The organism is Qipengyuania sp. ABI-127-1 (assembly GCA_022953095.1).
Classification (GTDB): domain Bacteria; phylum Pseudomonadota; class Alphaproteobacteria; order Sphingomonadales; family Sphingomonadaceae; genus Qipengyuania.
Window position 1 is genome coordinate 357,516 of the sequence record JALJCR010000001.1, and the last position, 16,850, is coordinate 374,365.

Here is a 16,850-nt window from a genome sequence, read left to right on the forward strand (position 1 = left end):
CTGGCTTCGGTATTTCGGAGCGCTTCAGGGGTTACGGTCCGTCAGCCTGGCCCGGACCGACCATTCATTGTTCCCATGTATATGCCGTCTGGTTATGCACTGGCCGCTCGTGCCCGGGGAGAAAATATGCGCTTGCGCCACATTGAAGTTTTTCATGCCGTCTACGAGCACGGTTCGATCAGTAGCGCCGCACGCATGCTGAATGTTTCCCAGCCTTCGGTCAGCAAGGTGCTGCGGCATGCGGAGGATCAGCTTGGATACGAACTTTTCTACCGCACGAAGGGCAGGCTTGTCGCGACCCAGCAGGCGCATGAGCTGTTCGCCGAAGTGGCCGAAGTCTATACCAGCCTCAGCAAGCTGACGCGTACCGCGCACAATATCGGCGCCCGAAAGGGAGGGCATTTGCGCATCGCGGTATTGCCGGCGATAGGCTTGGCGGTGGCTCCGCGCGCGATTGCCCGGCTATGCGCGAAAGATGACGATGTATCTTCCGAAATCACCACTCTGCACAGCCGCGAAATGGATCGATGCCTGCATGAGCGCGCATGCGATGTCGCCGTCGGTTTTCGTCTTGCCCACCATCCCGGAATCAAGCAGGTCGAGCTGGGGAGGCCGCGGCTCGTTCTGGTAACCCCATACGAAGCCTTCGGCTCGGCGGACCGCCCCGTGCCGATCGAAGCCTTACATGAAATCAACTTCGTCGGCGTCCGCGACAGTGGGCCGCTGGCGGATGCCTTCGTGAACGAACTCAACCGATACGAAATCGCGCCGCGCGAGGTTGTCACCTCGCATACCTATTATGCCGCTCTCGCGCTTGTGAGGGAGGGTATGGGCAGCGCTGTGACGGATGAATACACCGCTGCGGCTTTGGCCACGCCGGATCTCTCCTATTATCGCCTGGAGCCCAATGTGCAGGCCCCCATATACGCTACGACCCTCGAAAACACTCCCAACGCCAACCTCGTGGGCCGCTTTATCGAAAGCCTGCGCGCGGCACTGGCAGAGCTATCCGAGCCGAATGCGCTGGATCGGGGGCAACACCATAACGCGGGGCTATGACGCGAGTGACGAGTTGACATTGCCTCGAGGTTTCAACGCCTGCACTCCTTGCGCTCACCACCACGGTATGTTCGGGGATGAGGCAACGTGACAGCGGCGATCCGGAAACAGTCAGCACACAAGATCGCTGTAGTTGCGACAGCCGCTCTGGCCATGTTTGCGCCCCTTGCTTCGGCCCACTCGTCACGCGCTGAAATTCGGGCGGCGATTACCGAGCCCGGCCATGTTCCGGCGCCTGGTTGCGTCGTCGGCACGTTCGAGCGGGGATCGCCGACCCTGCTCGTGGCGCAGGGATATGCCGATCTGGCCGCGCGAAGGGCGTTGGATGGTGACAGCCTCTTTTACGCCGCTTCGATTTCCAAGCAGTTCACGGCTCTGGCGGCGGCAACGCTGATCGCGAAAGGGGATCTTTCGCTGAACGACGATGTCCGCACATACCTGCCCGAACTGCCGGTATACGATGCTCCGGTGACGGTCGGGATGTTGATGCATCACACTTCGGGCATTCGCGATTCGCTGGGTCTGCTGCGCATGGCGGGCTTGAGCGACGTCGGGAAGGCGGCCAAGGGTGATGCGCTCGATCTCCTGTTCCGGCAACGCGATACGCAGTTCATCCCGGGCACGCGGTACCGCTACTCCAATGGCGGCTATTTGCTGCTGGCCGAGATTGTCGAGCGGGTCTCGGGCCAGGCCTTCGCGGATTATGCAAGGCATGCGATCTTCGCTCCGCTCGGCATGCGGTCGAGCTTCTTCCTCGACGATGAAAGCCCTCGCGCAGGCAGTTACGCGCATGGGTACGTGCCGGAAGACGGCGCCTTTGCCGTTCGCGACAGCTTTCCTCGTTTCAGCGGCTCGGGCGGGCTGATGTTGTCCATGAACGATCTGGCCCGCTACGAATACGATATCGCGCGCGGTCACCGGGTCTGGACCCGCGAAGTGGCGCAGATCATGTTTGCGCCGGGCCGGTATTCGGATGGTTCGCTCATCGATGACGGGGCGGGCCTATCCTATGGCGGCGGCCTGCATCTCGGCGAGAGAGATGGCCAGCAAGTGGTCGTCCATACCGGGTCTGCGCAAGCCTTCCGGCATGCCTATATGCGCCTGCCCGGACAAAAACGCGCCTTCGCTGTCTTGTGCAACCGGGGGGACTGGAAGGCGACCGACAGGCTCAAGGCTGTAATGGCCGCCAGCGGGGTCCACTATCCCGGTATGCCGCGAACCCGGCCCGAAGGTCTGTTTCATTCAGCTGAATTGAACGCGAACTACCGCCTTGCTCCGGTCCACAATGGCCTCCGGGTGGAGGTGACGTCTCCTTTCGTCGAGGCGCCCGTCATCCAGTTTTACGCTGCCGATGACGATGGACGGTTCCACCACAAGACCATGACCATCGCCCCGACCGACGATCCCGACCGTATCTGGGTGAAGCGGGGCACGACTGCCGAACTCACCCTTGTCCGCATCGCAGAAAGTACCGACAAATGAGCGTGGTAAGATCGATCTCGACAGCCCTTGCCCTTCTCGCGGCGACGAGTCTGACGGGCTGCGCCACTTCCCGGACCGCGCAGCCCGGGACGACGATTCTGGCCGGCGGTACGATCTACGATGGAAGTTCGGAAACGCCGTTCGTCGGCGACGTGGTCATCGCCGGGGACGAAATCGTCTATGTCGGCCCCGGCCGCGATGCGCCTGCCAATGCGCGCATCATCGACGCCAGCGGAATGATCGTCGCCCCGGGCTTCATCGATCCGCACACTCATGCTCAGCGTTTCCTCGACGCCAGCGATAGCGAGGGCCGATTGAACCTGCCCTGGCTCATGCAGGGCGTGACCACGATTTTCTCCGGGGTCGACGGCAGCGGTACGCCGGAGGTCGGAGCCTTTCTCGATGAAGTGGAAACGCGGGGGTTCGGGACCAATGTCGCGACCTATGTGGGTTTCGGCCCCGTGCGCCGCGCCGTCCTGGGCGAATCCGGCCGCGCTCCCGACGAGGGGGAATTGCGCGAAATGAAATCGCTCGTGGCCAAGGGCATGTGCGAGGGCGCGCTCGGCCTGTCGACCGGCCTGTACTACGTTCCGCAGAGCTTCGCGGATACCGACGAGGTCATCGCGCTGGCGCGCGAGGCAGCGATACGCGGCGGCATCTACGACACACACCAGCGCGATGAAGCGACCTATACAATCGGCGTCGAGCAATCGGTGCAGGAGGTGCTGGCCATCGGCCGTGAGGCCGGGCTCCCGGTCCACATCGCCCATATCAAGGTTCTGGGTGTCGACGCCCACGGCACATCGGGTGCAATCATCGAGGCGATCAACCGCGCGCGCGGCGTTGGGCAGGACGTCACCGCCGATCAATATCCTTGGGAAGCCTCGGGCACCAGCCTGCAGGCCGCGCTGCTCCCGCCGTGGTCGCAGGACGGCGGGCGCGAGGCGCTGCTGGAACGGCTGGAGGACCCCGCCCAGCGTGGCCGGATCGAAGCCGAAATGGCCGAAAACATGCGTCGGCGTGGCGGTGCCCATTCGTTGCTGCTGGTCGCACCGGGGCATGAATGGACCAGCATGCGGCTCGATGCCATCGCTGCAAAGTGGAGTGTCGATCCGATCGCGGCGGCGATCCGGATCATCCAGGATGGCGACAGAAGTGGCAAGCTCGTGTCGTTCAACATGGCTGAAAGCGACATCGTCGCATTCATGCGCCAGCCTTGGGTCGTCACGAGCTCCGACGGTTCGGAAGGCCATCCGCGTATGTACGCTACCTTCCCGCAGAAATACCGCCAGTATGTCCAGCAAGCGGCGGCCGTCGATCTGGCGACCTTTATCAACAGCAGCACCGGCCGCACCGCGGACAGGTTCGGGCTGAGCGATCGCGGGCATCTCAGGCCGGGATACAAGGCGGATATCGTGATGTTCGACCCGGATCGTTACCGTCCGGTCGCGACTTATCTCCGACCGCGCGAGCTGGCGGAAGGCGTACTGACCCTGGTCGTGAACGGCAAAGTCGTCATCGCCGATGGCAAGCCCACCGGTGTCGCTGCGGGGCGCGCGCTACGCCATCGCCCGCCGCCCGAAACCTGTCGGGCCTGAGACGGACCACCTGCACACAACGATTGGTGACCGGATAAGCGGCGCGGGCTGCGGGCCTGCCGAATCGAATAGGGGGAACCCGATGAAACAATTGCAGTCGGAGTCCGAAGATATGTGCGCGTTTCCGGCGGAATCAGCCGGGCAGGATGCCGACATTGTGGTGCTGGGCGCTGGCGTGGTCGGCGTAACGACAGCTTATTCTCTTGCTCGGCGCGGCTATTCGGTCATCTTGCTCGATCGCGCGGACGGCCCGGCCCAGGGAAGTTCCTTCGCCAATGGTGCTCAGCTCAGCTACGCCTATACCGATGCCTTGGCGCAGCCTGCCCTGCTGGCCGGGATCCCGGCTATCCTGGCGGGTCTCAACCCCGCTTTTCGCCTGCGGTTCACACCCGATCCGGATTTTCTGCGCTGGGGCCTCTCATTCCTGCGCAATTGTACGAAAACGCGGTTTGCCGCGAATACCCGCGCCGCGCTCGTCCTCGGCTTCGAATCTCGGCTGGCCATGGCTGGCCTTCGTGACCGCCATCCCTTCGATTTCGGGCATGCGAGGCCCGGCAAGATGCACATCTTCCGCGATCATGCCAGCTTGCAGAATGCCCGGGACACGGTCGCGATCAAGCAAGTTGCCAACGTCTCGCAGGAACTGCTGACCCCGGCAAAGGCGATCGGGATAGAGCCCGCCCTGAGCGAAATCGGAAGCTTCGTCGGCGCGCTGTGGACCCCGTCGGAAGAGATCGGCGATCCACATCGCTTTTGTCACGGCCTGCTCGCCATTCTTACGCGGCAATTCGCGGTCAGGACGAAATTCGGTTTTACCATTGCCGGAGTGGACGAGCACAAGAACCGGATAGTCGTGCGTAGTAGCGATGGCATGACTGTGTCGGCGCGCAATGCCGTCGTTTGTCTGGGGGCCGACGCCCCGGGGGTTCTGGGCAAGATGGGCATCCGCGCGCCTATTCTCCCGATGAAGGGATACAGCTTCACCGCGCCTCCCGGTGCCAACGCGCCCAAAGTCAGCATCACCGATTCGGCGCGAAAGATCGTCTTCTGCCGCCTGTCGGATTCCATGCGTGTGGCGGGTCTGGCAGAGTTGAACAACGGTGATCCGCGCCCCGATCCGGCACGGCTGCAACTGCTCATCGACAACGCCGAAGCCGCCATGCCCAAAGCGGCGGCATATCGCGAAACAAGCGCCGGCTGGGCGGGGCTGCGCCCGATGACCGCGAATTCCATTCCCATCATCAAACGCGCGCGCGAGCGAGTCTTTCTGAACGTCGGGCACGGGATGCTGGGATGGACTTTCGCTGCCGGCGCCGCCGAACGCGTGGCCAAGCTGATCGAGGCCGAGGTCGGCAATCCCATGAACGACAGGAGTTGTATTGAATGAGCAAATCACCTGCCCCGCCTCTCAGCCGGTATCGCTGTGCTGGCGACCTCGTCTTCACGTCGGGGCAGCTCCCTCGCCTGGCGGATGGCTCGATCGTAGCGGGAGGCATTGAAGAACAGGCGCGACAGGCGTTGACCAATCTGGAAGCCGCTCTGGCGCAGGCTGGGGCGCGGCTCGATCAGGTGGTGAAAGTGACCGCATGGTTGACCGATGCCTCCCTCATGCCCGGTTTCAACACAGTCTATCGCGAGTTCTTCGCCGAACCCTATCCCGCCCGATCAACTGTGATTTCCGGGCTGGTAGCCGGCGATGTCGAGATCGAAGCCGTTGCGTGTCTGACACAGGGCATCGATACCGGAGGGGCGGGCAAGAATGCGGACTGATCGGGCACGAGGCGACTTCCGGCAGGCGCCCGCCACAGGTGGGCGACCGACTCGCTTTGGGCACTCTAAGTCTATGATCGGCATGGGTATTCTGAGCCATTCGGCTCGGCTTTTTCCTGCCTGATCGCACCGCCCCGACCGCATTAAGAGGAATACGACAAACGATGCTACGTGCCTGGTTCGCTTCTGCCCTGTGGAAACGCGTTTTGTTCGCGATGATTTGCGGCGTGATCGTCGGCAGCGTACTGGGAGAGAATGCCGTAGCGCTCAAGTGGATCGGCGATCTCTTCATTCGCGCGATCAAGATGCTGGTGATCCCGCTCATCTTCTTCTCGCTCGTTTCCGGCATGACGGCAGTGGGCGATATCGGCCGCCTGGGCAGTGTGGGCGGCAGGGCATTGCTCGTCTTCATGTCCACCGCGCTGATTGCGGTGACATTGGGGATGGGCCTGGCGATGGTGTTTCAGCCGGGGGTCGGGCTTTCGATCACCCTGCCCGTCGACACTGCCATACCTCCCGCGCCCGACCAGTCGCTGATCGAGATGATAACCGCGCTGGTGCCCGACAACCCGGTGATGGCGATGGCCCAGGGTGCGGTATTGCCGGTGATTATCTTCTCGGTCCTGCTTGGCATGGCGATCCTCGCATCGGGCGAAGAGGGGGCACCGATCGCCAGGGCGATGAATGCGGGTTCCGTGGTGATGCAGAAGATGACCATCTTCGTGATGGAACTCGCCCCGTTCGGCGTTTTCGCCCTGATCGCGTGGGTCAGCGGCACATTCGGCTTCGAAGCCCTGATCCCGCTGAGCAAACTCGTGGCACTCAATTATGCCGGCTGCGCGATCATTCTGGCGATCGTCTATCCGCTGATCCTGCGGCTGATCGCACGCTTGCCGGTGGTGGATTTCTACCGCGGTATCATCGATGCGCAGGCGGTGGCGTTTTCCACGGCCTCGTCCAATGCGGCCTTGCCGGTGACCTTGCGGTGCGTGGAGAGAAACCTCGGCGTCTCGCATGCGGTTGCCAGCTTCACGGTGGCACTGGGCGCCACCATCAACATGAACGGCACCGCCATGTATCTCGGCGTCATCGCCCTGTTCGGCGCTCAGGCATATGGGATCGAACTGACCGCGATTTCCTATGCGCTCATTGCCCTCACCGCCACGCTCGGGGCGATCGGCGCGGCCGGTGTTCCGGGATCGGGCCTGGTCATGATGAGCCTGGTGCTTTCGTCGATCGGCGTCCCGCTGGAAACGATCGCCTTCGTGGCCGGCATCAATCACATTCTGGATATGGCCCGCACCATGACCAACGTGTCCGGCGATGCAGTGGTCGCGGTGGCTGTCGGTCGCATGTCCGGCGAAATCGACGTCGAAGAATATGTTTCGGCCGATGATATTTAACGCCCCTTTGCTCGCCGCAAGAGCATGCGTGTGTGCTCGTGTGGCCCGCACCGGGAAGTCCAATCCAAACCCACCGATCTGGAGAAATTCATGAAACCCTTCATGCTGATGACCGCGGCGGCCCTGAGCTTGTCCTGCGCTCCCGTGGCCGCGCAGTCGGCCTATGACCCAGCCATGGCAGTCGATGCGGAACTGGAGCGCACGTCGCGCGTCGCGCGCGATATCTGGGAAATTGCCGAGCTTGGCTATCTGGAGGAGAAATCCTCGGACATCCTGCAGTCCGAAATCGAGGCGGAAGGCTTCACGGTCGAAACGGGCGTGGCGGGCATACCCACCGCCTTCATTGCGGAATGGGGCGAAGGCGGTCCCGTGATCGGCGTTCTGGCTGAATTCGATGCCCTTCCCGGTATAACCCAATCCGACAAGCCGATCCGCGATCCGATCGCCACGAAGCATGCCGGGCATGCTTGCGGCCATAATCTGTTCGGCGCCGGATCGCTGACCGCGGCAATCGTCTTGAAGCGCTGGCTCGAAGCCACGGGAACGCCGGGGCGTATCCGGCTCTATGGCACGCCCGCCGAAGAAGGCGGTTCGGGCAAGGTATACATGACCCGTGCGGGCCTGTTCGACGATGCCGATTTCGTGCTCGACTGGCATCCGAGCGACAGCAATTCGGCCCCGTCGCTCAGCAGCCTGGCAAACCGATCGGCCAAATTCCGCTTCCACGGCACCTCATCCCATGCCGCCTTCGCTCCCGAAAAAGGGCGTTCGGCTCTCGACGGTGTGGAAGGCATGAACATGATGGTGAACATGATCCGCGAACATACCAGCATGGATACGCGCATTCACTATGTCATCACGGAAGGCGGGGCCGCGCCAAACGTCGTGCCCGATTTTGCGGAGGTATTCTATTATGTCCGCCATTCCGACCCCGACGAGGTGCGCGCGCTCTGGCCACGGATCGAAGCCGCTGCACAAGGTGCGGCCATGGGAACGGGAACCAAGGTCGAATGGGAGATCATCCATGGCAACAATCCCACTCGGCCGGTGCCCGCGCTGCAGCGGAAGATGAGTTCGATCCTTCAGGAAATCGGGGGCATTTCCTATTCGCGGGAAGAGCAGGACTGGGCGCAAGCCATGCGTGAAAGCCTCGGCGAGAACGCCCCGCCCATCGCGGATGCGGGAAAAGTCGAACCCTACGCGACGTTGACGAGCTATGGTTCCACCGATGTCGGCGATGTTTCCAGTGCCGTACCTACGGTGAGTGTCCGCACCGCGACATGGGTCCCCGGAACGAGCGCCCATAGCTGGCAGGCCGTGGCCGCGAGCGGCATGTCGATCGGTTTCAAAGGTGCGAATCATGCCGCCAAGGCCATGGTCCTGATGGGGGTGGAACTGTACTCCAATCCCGATTTGCGGGCGCAAGCGAAGACCGAATTCACCGAATTGTTGGGGCCTGACTATACCTATGAATCGCTGCTTGGCGATCGGGAGCCGCCGCTCGACTACCGTAGGTGACGGGGCTTACTGCTCACCAAAGCAGGGGTCTTCCCGCATGGATTGCGAGAGGACCCCTGGCTAAAATCGAGAAACGAACCGCCTCGGTGTGAGGGAACGCAGGGGACACCGAGCGGCGCCTAGGGCGGCGGATCTATAACCGCATCCCCAGATCCACGAACACCTGATGACGATCTGTTTTCACCTCAAACGAGGCTTCATCATCTTCGTCCAGTAAAAAAGAAGCGCTGCCGTAGCCGGTATGGACGTATCCGAGCTTGGCATACCTGGCCGAGGAAACACCGATCTCGGCGCCGGAACCGACGTGATAATCGGCGCGCTTCTCCGGGAAGGCCGCAATATCTCCAGGCTTCTCGTCACCCACCTTGTCCTCGTCGTCCTCCGGATTGAGTAGGACAGCTTCGCCCCCAGCCTGTTCCCATCCCAGCCGATCTTCGCGGCCGGATCCTCGTCTGAAACCCCGCCCGACAGACGGGACCTTGATCCCGCCCCCACGCTTGCGGCCTCTTGCCGAGCTGGACGATCCTCCATATTTCAGGCATCAGGAATCGCTTGGTTGCCTTTGGCTTCAGGTATGGCCGTCCACCCGAAGGTCGGGCGATCACGCGCGAAGCGAAGTGTGAGAGAGTGACCCGCGCAGTGAGCGACGATCCCGACGATGATGGGCTGCAGGCGGTTTTCCTCGCCAACCGGCAAGTCTTGCTGCGCTTTCTCCTCGCGCGTGGGGCGGCCGAGGATGCGGAGGACGTTCTGCAGGAAGTATGGCTGAGGATCGCAAGCAGACCCCCTGCTCCGGTTTCGGCGCCGCTGCCCTATCTCTATCGCACAGCCAACACGGTGATGATCGACCGCTATCGTTCGGCAAAACAATCGGCGCAGCGCGAAAAGGATTGGGTCGAGGCCGGAGCGGGACCGATGCCCGGTATATCCGACAGCCCTTCGGTCGAGCGCGTAATCGCCGGGCGGCAATCCACTCGAAAAGTGGAGGAGGTGCTTGCGGGATTGCCGAAACGCGCCACGGCGATTTTTCGACGCAGCAGGATCGACGGCATCGCCCAACGCGCAATCGCCGAGGAGTTCGGGATCAGCATAAGCACGGTCGAGAGCGATTTGCGCAGTGTCTACCGGGCGCTCGCCGAGCTTCGGGAGCGGTTCGATGAGGAATGATCGCAGCGACTCCGTCCTTATGGCAGGAGTGACACTTCATGACGCTTGATCGCACCATATTAGACGAGGCCACCGTCTGGGCGGTCAGGACTTCCGATCCCGAATTCGGCGACTGGCCGGCGTTTACCGATTGGCTCGAGCGCTCGCCCGAGCATGCGGCGGCCTACGACCATGTCATGGCGGCAGTGGAAACCGGATCGGCAAGCGTCGATACCGTGCCCGCCAACGATGTCGATCAAGGGGCTTCCCAGCGTGTCGGCCGCTGGCTGGGGCCTGCAATAGCCGCCTGCCTGGCGCTCGTCGCGGTGCTGTGGATCTGGCCGTTGGGCGGGGCGGGATCGACCTATCGGACGGAGCCGGGCGAGATGCAGACGATCGCGCTGGCCGATGGCAGCACCATCGTGTTGGCGGGGGATAGTGAACTCGTCGTCGATCCGGACCGCACTCGCTATGCCCGGCTCGAGCAAGGGCGCGCCCTGTTCGAGATCCGTCATGACGAGAGTAACCCTTTCCGGGTCGATGTCGGACGCGCGACTCTGGTCGATGCAGGCACGATATTCGATGTCAGCATATTGCGATCCGATGTCGGAGTCGCGGTATCCGAAGGGGCGGTGATCTATAATCCTTCAAAAGAGAACGCGCGGATCGAGCCCGGCCAACTGCTTACATTCGATCGAAGCGACAGCACCTACCGGATATCGGACGTGCCTCTGGCCCAGATCGGCGAATGGCGCGAGGGACGGTTGACCTTCCGCGATCTGGCCCTCGCGGATGTCGCCGCGGAAATCTCGCGGGCCAGCGGAATAGCTTACACGGTTTCGGGGAGTAGCGGCGACCGCCCGGTTTCGGGGAGCATCGTGATCGAGCCCCTGCGTGCGGACCCCGCCGCGCTGGGTTCTCTTCTCGGCGTCGAGATCGAGCGGCGGGGAGATGCCTGGATGCTCTCGGCACGCTGACCATGCGCCCCTGGCCCGTCATTCTTGCGGCCTGTGTAGCCTGCTCTTCTGCGACCGCATTGGCGCGGGAACAGGCGATCGACGTGCCTGCCGGCACGGTCCCGGAATCGGCCATCGCGATGGCGCGGCAGACTGGCACGAGTATCGTGGTGAGCGATCCCGTCCTGACCAAGCGACGTACGCCGCGAATTCGCGGGCGCATGAGCGCTCGCCAGGCCATACGGCGCCTGGCGGAAAGCGCAGGGGCACGGGCGGTTGCGACGGGCACCGCATCCTGGCGGATCGAACCGCGCCCGCGGCGAACCGCCTCGGCTGGAAGGTCCAGGCCTCCGGATCCCCGGCGCGGTGCTGTCCATCAACCGCCGCCACCTGCGGTTCCCCCGACACCGATCGTGGTGGTGGCGAGCAAGCGCGACACGCGTCTCGACGAACTCGCAGCCCAGATAAGCCTGATCGATGGCGAGGATCTGGCCCTTGGCGGCACGGGCGGCACGGAAAAGATCACCCAGCGCGTGGCAACGGTGTCCTCGACCTATCTCGGGAGTGGGCGCAACAAGCTCTTCATTCGCGGGATTGCCGATTCCAGCTTCACCGGACCGACTCAAGCAACCGTGGGCCAGTACCTCGGCGATATGCGGCTTAGCTACAATGCGCCCGATCCGGACCTGCGTCTTTCGGATCTCGAGCGGGTCGAAGTGCTCGAGGGGCCTCAAGGAACGCTCTATGGCGCAGGCTCTTTGGGCGGCATCATCCGGCTTGTTCCCAATGCACCGGAACTCGACAGCCAGTTCATGCGTGGAACGCTCGGCAACGCCTTGACGCAGTACGGTGCAGCAAGCGTCGATGCGAATATGATCGCCAACATTCCGCTTGCTCCCGGGAAAGCGGCGTTGCGCATGGTGCTCGATGCGGCCAGCGAAGGCGGTTATATCGACAAGCCCCTGCTTGATCGCGACGATGTCAACCGCACGCGCACGCTTGCCGGTCGCGCGATCATGCACGTCGCGATCGCCCCGGACTGGGCGCTGGACGTGATCGGCCTCGCGCAATCGATTCATGCTGCCGACAGCCAGTATGCGGCGCGGAACGGTCAAGGCTACGACAGCCTGGCGCGTGTGCGCGAAGGCGCGGATGCCGACTATCTCCATGGTCAGTTCGTGGTGTCCGGGCGTATCGGCGCCCTTCACGTCCGCTCGACCACCGGCGCAGCGAGGCAGGACGTCCAGGAGCGTTACGACGCGACGATGCCGGGCGATGAGGATCGGGTATTCGTCCAGCTCAACGATACGCGCATGATTGCCCACGAGACCCGTATTTGGCTGCCGATCGAAGACCGGCGTTTTGGCTGGCTCGCCGGGCTGAGCCTCGTCGACAACAGCGCCCGCCTCAACCGCAGGCTCGAGCAGGACCGCGAGCGCACCTCTGCTACCGGCGCGCATAACTCGCTCACGGAAGGCACGATCTATGGGGAAGCCTCCTACCGGCTGCGAGACGGCTTCATAGCGACATTGGGGGCCCGATATACGCGGGCACGGCTGGGCGGCGCAGCGGAAGACGTGCCCCTGGCATTGGCGGTCGCAGGAGCTGCCATTACGGAAACGCGGGATCAGTCCGCGTTCCTTCCCTCGGGATCGCTCGTGGCCAGGCTTGCTCGTGCCACCAGTCTCTATATTCGCTATCAAGAAGGTTTCCGGCCCGGCGGGCTGGCTATCGAAGGCGAGTTCGTCCGCCGCTTTCGGCAGGACCATGCCCGCACTCTGGAAATGGGCGCTCGGCACGGGCGCGCGGGCATCGACCCGTTCGACCTGGCGGTGAATGTAGCCTACACGCGCTGGAGCGACATTCAGGCCGATTTTATCGATAATCTGGGCCTCCCCAGCACGGACAATATCGGCGACGGCCGTGTTTGGACCTTCAGCGCCTCGGGTAGTGTCTTTCTGACCGACGATTGGCGCCTGAGCGGCGGCGCGACCATCAATCGCAGCACGATCGACGAGCCCACCCGTTTCTTCCCCCATCGTATCACCCATGTGCCCAATATTGCCGCATTCTCCGGGCGGATGGGTCTGGACTACTCACGATCCGTCGGCAGCGATCTCGACCTCGATGCCCGGGTGTGGGCCAGCTACATCGGCAAGTCGCGGCTCGGAGTAGGGCCAGAGCTCGGCGATCTGCAGGGCGATTATGTCGATAGCGGTATGCTGGTCCGCATAGGCAATGAGCGGATCGGCGGGACCCTTTCGATCACGAACCTCGCCGGGACCGAAGGCAATCGCTTCGCTCTCGGTACGCCTTTCGCCGTACTGCGCGAGCAGGTGACGCCCCTGCGCCCGCGGACTATTCGGCTAGGTGTCGATTTCTCGTTTTAAGCACTCGACCCGGCAGCCTTCTGGGCGAGGGGGGTAATTTTCGTCAAGGCATCCCGCATCCGGCTCCGTCCTCCCATCATACAGACGGAGGAATTACATGCATCGTTACCTGCTGGCCGGTACCGCCTTGGCGACTTTAGCCGCTCCGCTCGCGGCGCAGACGCTTGTCGAGGGAAAGCGCACCCAGCCGATCCGCACTTCCCAGCTTAACGGTGGAACCGGCGATGCGGTGAAGGTTACCGACACGGGTTCGATCGAGCTTACCGCCGGATCGGCGATTATAGTCGATTCGGATCACGATGCGGTCAATGAGGGCAAGATCGTGGTCGCCAATGCAAATGGCGCAAGCGGCATGGAAGTGGTCGGCGATCGCCAGGCCGATATCGTCAACTCGGGTACGATCACCATCGACGAGACCTATACGCCCGAAGATATCGACAACGACAAGGATCTCGACGGCCCCTTCGCGGTCGGGCGCGATCGGGCTGCCATTCGGGTTCGCGGAAACCTGACCGGCGACATTCGCCACACCGGCACCATCACGGTGGAAGGTGATGAATCTGCGGGCATCTTGGCAACGGGTCGGCTGGACGGCGATTTCGTGCACGATGGCGAAACCAGCGTCGTCGGTGACGAGAGTGTGGGTGTCAGGTTGGACGACGTGACCGGCGATATCCGCCTCGCCGGCAAGATTACTGCGGTCGGCGAAGGTTCCGAAGGGGCGCATCTCGGTGGCGACATCGACGGCGCGCTCGTCGTTCAGGGCGATATTTCGGCAACGGGTTATCGCTACACCGCCTCGCCTGCCGACCCCTCCAAGCTCGATGACGACGACTTGCTACAGGGAGGTAGCGCCCTCGTAATCGAAGGCGATGTAGGGAATGGCATTCACTTCGCCGTCGCGCCACCCGATACCGACAAGGACGATCCGGACGAGGACAAGGACGGAATCGAGGATGCGGAGGAAGGCAACGCGAAGGTCGTTTCGTACGGTGCTGCACCCGCGGTCGTGATCGGAGCCGAGGACCGCGACATCGCGATTGGCGCGGTTCCCGCGACCGGGTCGGGTTTCGCTCTGATTGTCGATGGCGATATCGCAGGCCACGGGGTCTATGCCGGCGTCGACGGCAATGGACTGGCGATCGGCGGACGCGGCGGCGAAGTCGCGATCGAAAACGGCGTCTCGGTGGCAGGGTCGATCAAAGCGACCTCGAAGGACGCGAACGCGACGGCTCTGCAATTCGGAGACGGCGCATCCACCGGCGAGCTGCGCGTCTCCGGGAGTATTTCAGCGGCGCTCGACAAGGGTGCGGATAGCCGCGCGACCGCCATAGCGATCGATCAGGGAGCCAGCCTTCCGTACCTGCGCAACAGTGGAACGATCAAGGCCACATCCGGCAGCGAGGACGGCACTGCCATTGCCATTGCCGATCAAAGCGGTTCGCTTCGCCTCGTCGAAAACAGCGGCAAGATTGTGGCAACCGGCGCCGAAGCGGGCTCGGGGCGCAATATCGCCATCGACCTGACGAGCGTCACGTCCGGTGCCACGATCCGGCAGACGGCGGTCGGTTCGGGCGTCGAAGCGCCGGTGATCAAGGGCGACATCCGTTTCGGAACCGGCAGCGACCTCCTCCGGATCGACGATGGCGAGATTACCGGCAATGTGACCTTCGGTTCGGGGCGGGACCGGCTGCTGATGGCGGGAGACGCGAAGTACTCCGGACGCGTGGATTTCGGTGGCCAGGCGGATGAACTGGCCATGGTGGGGACTTCCTCATTCGCCGGGCAAGCGGATTTCGGGGGAGGCGCTGCCTCGGTGGCGCTTTCGGACGACGCCTCGTTCGCCGGACGTTTCTTCAACAGCCAGAACGTCGCAGTGGCAATCGAAGGCGGAACGCTCGACCTCGGCGCACCGACAACGATTGCCTCGCTCGATGTCGGCTCGAAGGGGGTCATTGTCGCCACCCTGAGCAAGGATGCCGAGAAGGGCAGCGCCATCACTGTCGGCGGGAATGCCAGTTTCGAGGATGGTGCAAAGCTCAAGCTGCGGCTGACCGATATAGCGGATGCCGAAGGCACCTATACCGTGATCCAGGCGGGAAGCCTGACCGGTGCCGATCAACTGACGACCGACAATACGCTCGTTCCCTTCATGTACAAGGCCGCGCTGGCAGTCGAAGACGCCGCAGGCCGGTTGACCGTCGATATCGAGCGCAAGCTGACCAAGGACCTGGGGCTGAATCGCTCACAGAGCCTTGCCTATGACGCGCTTTATACGGCGCTGGCCAAGGACGAGGACATCGCCGGGGTGTTTCTCGCCATTACCGATGAAGCGCTGTTCCGCGCGACAGTGGCTCAGACCCTGCCGGATCATGCCGGCGGAACTTTCGAAGGTCTAAGTCTCGGCATGCGTAGCTTTGCCCGTCGGCTGGCTGACGGCGACGGGCCTATCGAGCCTACGGGCAAGCTACGCCTGACATTCGCCGGTGCCGGCTGGGACTCCCGCAAGGATGTCGAGGAAAGCGCCCGCTACGATCTCGATGGGCTCGGGTTCTCGGGAGGCGCCGAATTGGCCACCGGGATTGGGACAATCGGCGCCAGCGCAAGCTGGCTGTGGAACGGTTACGACAGCGGCCCGGATAACCGCGTTCTCTCCGACACATACGAGGCGGCGCTCTATTGGCGCGGCGACTGGGGTGCATTCTCCTCCTTCGCGCGCGGTTCCTATGGCTTCTCGGATTTCAAGGGCTCGCGTCAGTTTCTCGGCAAGAATGGCGACGAGAAGATTTCCCGGACCATAGAGCGCAACTGGTCGGGGAATGTGGCGTCGCTCATGGCCGGGGCTTCGGTCGAGGCCGGCACGCAGTACTTCTTCATGCGGCCTTCGATTATCGTCGATTACATCCGGCTCGACGAAGACGGGTACGAGGAGACCGGCGGGGGCGAGGCGCTGGCTCTTTCCGTCGAGGACCGCACGAGCGACGAGCTCGGTCTGAATCTGGCGACCGCATTCGGTTTTGACCTGCTCGGCATGAGCCGGGGCGACGATATATGGTTGCGTCTCGAAGCCGAAGGTGGCTGGCGCGAAATCCTCGCGGGTGAGCTTGGAGGGACGACCGCCCGCTTCGGCGATGGCGACAGTTTCACCCTGCTGCCCGATCAACGTTCCAGCGGCTGGTTCGCCCGCTTGCGAGGGTATGGGGGTGACGAGTTTTATACTGTCAGCGGCGAATTGTCGGCCGAGGAGCGCAACGACAAGATAGGCTACGTATTGCGGGCTTCGATCAACTTCGCTCTTTAGCGCACCATTTCAAATAGGATCGGCCGGCCTAGTCCCCTCGACGCCCGTACTCGCAGGCCGGTCGTATCCTGGCCCGGACGCTCCCTGAAAGCGTCCGGGCCATTCAGCCTCGCTTGCCCCGGCATGTGGCGCACACGGCGCGCGGTTTTCCTGCGTGGCGGGGGGGTAATCGATGCGGCAGGCACCGCCTGGGATCGCGAACCGTCGCGTGGATATGGTACTGCGCT

The 16,850-nt window shown here is 63.0% G+C and carries 12 protein-coding genes; 11 read left to right on the top strand and 1 reads right to left on the bottom strand.

Translation table 11 applies throughout. The annotated features are described in order from the left end of the window. The first annotated feature begins 126 nt into the window (after positions 1–126). The 7 genes from MUY37_RS01800 to MUY37_RS01830 all read left to right on the top strand — a co-directional run bounded on the left by MUY37_RS01800 (position 127) and on the right by MUY37_RS01830 (position 8,830). The gene (locus tag MUY37_RS01800; RefSeq protein ID WP_499193768.1) at positions 127–1,059 is read left to right on the top strand and encodes a LysR family transcriptional regulator; all 933 of its coding nucleotides are present in this window, start codon (positions 127–129) and stop codon (positions 1,057–1,059) included. A 153-nt stretch (positions 1,060–1,212) separates the two neighbouring features. Beyond that, a complete protein-coding gene (locus tag MUY37_RS01805; RefSeq protein WP_499193769.1) occupies positions 1,213–2,541 on the top strand; it encodes a serine hydrolase domain-containing protein in 1,329 nt (442 codons plus the stop codon). Beyond that, entirely contained in the window at positions 2,538–4,139 is a 1,602-nt protein-coding gene (locus tag MUY37_RS01810; RefSeq protein WP_499193770.1) for an N-acyl-D-amino-acid deacylase family protein, read from the top strand. Before MUY37_RS01805 ends, MUY37_RS01810 begins: the two co-directional genes overlap by 4 nt. A gap of 82 nt (positions 4,140–4,221) precedes the next feature. Next, positions 4,222–5,526, top strand: coding sequence for an FAD-dependent oxidoreductase (locus tag MUY37_RS01815; protein ID WP_499193771.1), 1,305 nt, complete (start codon positions 4,222–4,224; stop codon positions 5,524–5,526). Then, positions 5,523–5,909, top strand: coding sequence for a RidA family protein (locus tag MUY37_RS01820; RefSeq protein WP_499193772.1), 387 nt, complete (start codon positions 5,523–5,525; stop codon positions 5,907–5,909). Before MUY37_RS01815 ends, MUY37_RS01820 begins: the two co-directional genes overlap by 4 nt. A gap of 164 nt (positions 5,910–6,073) precedes the next feature. Then, positions 6,074–7,312 carry a dicarboxylate/amino acid:cation symporter gene (locus MUY37_RS01825; protein ID WP_499193773.1) on the top strand — a complete coding sequence of 413 codons (1,239 nt, stop codon included), beginning with the start codon at positions 6,074–6,076 and terminating at the stop codon, positions 7,310–7,312. Between the two features lie 90 nt (positions 7,313–7,402). Then, the gene (locus tag MUY37_RS01830) at positions 7,403–8,830 is read left to right on the top strand and encodes an amidohydrolase (protein ID WP_499193774.1); all 1,428 of its coding nucleotides are present in this window, start codon (positions 7,403–7,405) and stop codon (positions 8,828–8,830) included. Between the two features lie 133 nt (positions 8,831–8,963). On the opposite strand, the gene MUY37_RS01835 is transcribed toward MUY37_RS01830, so the two are convergent. Further along, entirely contained in the window at positions 8,964–9,194 is a 231-nt protein-coding gene (locus MUY37_RS01835) for a hypothetical protein (protein ID WP_499193775.1), read from the bottom strand. Between the two features lie 263 nt (positions 9,195–9,457). On the opposite strand from MUY37_RS01835, the gene MUY37_RS01840 reads away from it, so the two are divergent. From MUY37_RS01840 to MUY37_RS01855, 4 genes are all read left to right on the top strand, one after another. Then, the gene (locus tag MUY37_RS01840) at positions 9,458–9,997 is read left to right on the top strand and encodes an RNA polymerase sigma factor (protein WP_499193776.1); all 540 of its coding nucleotides are present in this window, start codon (positions 9,458–9,460) and stop codon (positions 9,995–9,997) included. Positions 9,998–10,035: 38 nt separating this feature from the next. Next, positions 10,036–10,953, top strand: coding sequence for a FecR family protein (locus tag MUY37_RS01845; protein ID WP_499193777.1), 918 nt, complete (start codon positions 10,036–10,038; stop codon positions 10,951–10,953). 2 nt (positions 10,954–10,955) lie between these two features. Beyond that, positions 10,956–13,322, top strand: a complete 2,367-nt coding sequence (locus MUY37_RS01850) for a TonB-dependent receptor (protein ID WP_499193778.1) — start codon at positions 10,956–10,958, stop codon at positions 13,320–13,322. Between the two features lie 97 nt (positions 13,323–13,419). Then, positions 13,420–16,623 (top strand): autotransporter outer membrane beta-barrel domain-containing protein, encoded by a 3,204-nt coding sequence (locus MUY37_RS01855; protein ID WP_499193779.1) that lies wholly within the window; start codon positions 13,420–13,422, stop codon positions 16,621–16,623. Positions 16,624–16,850 lie beyond the last annotated feature (227 nt).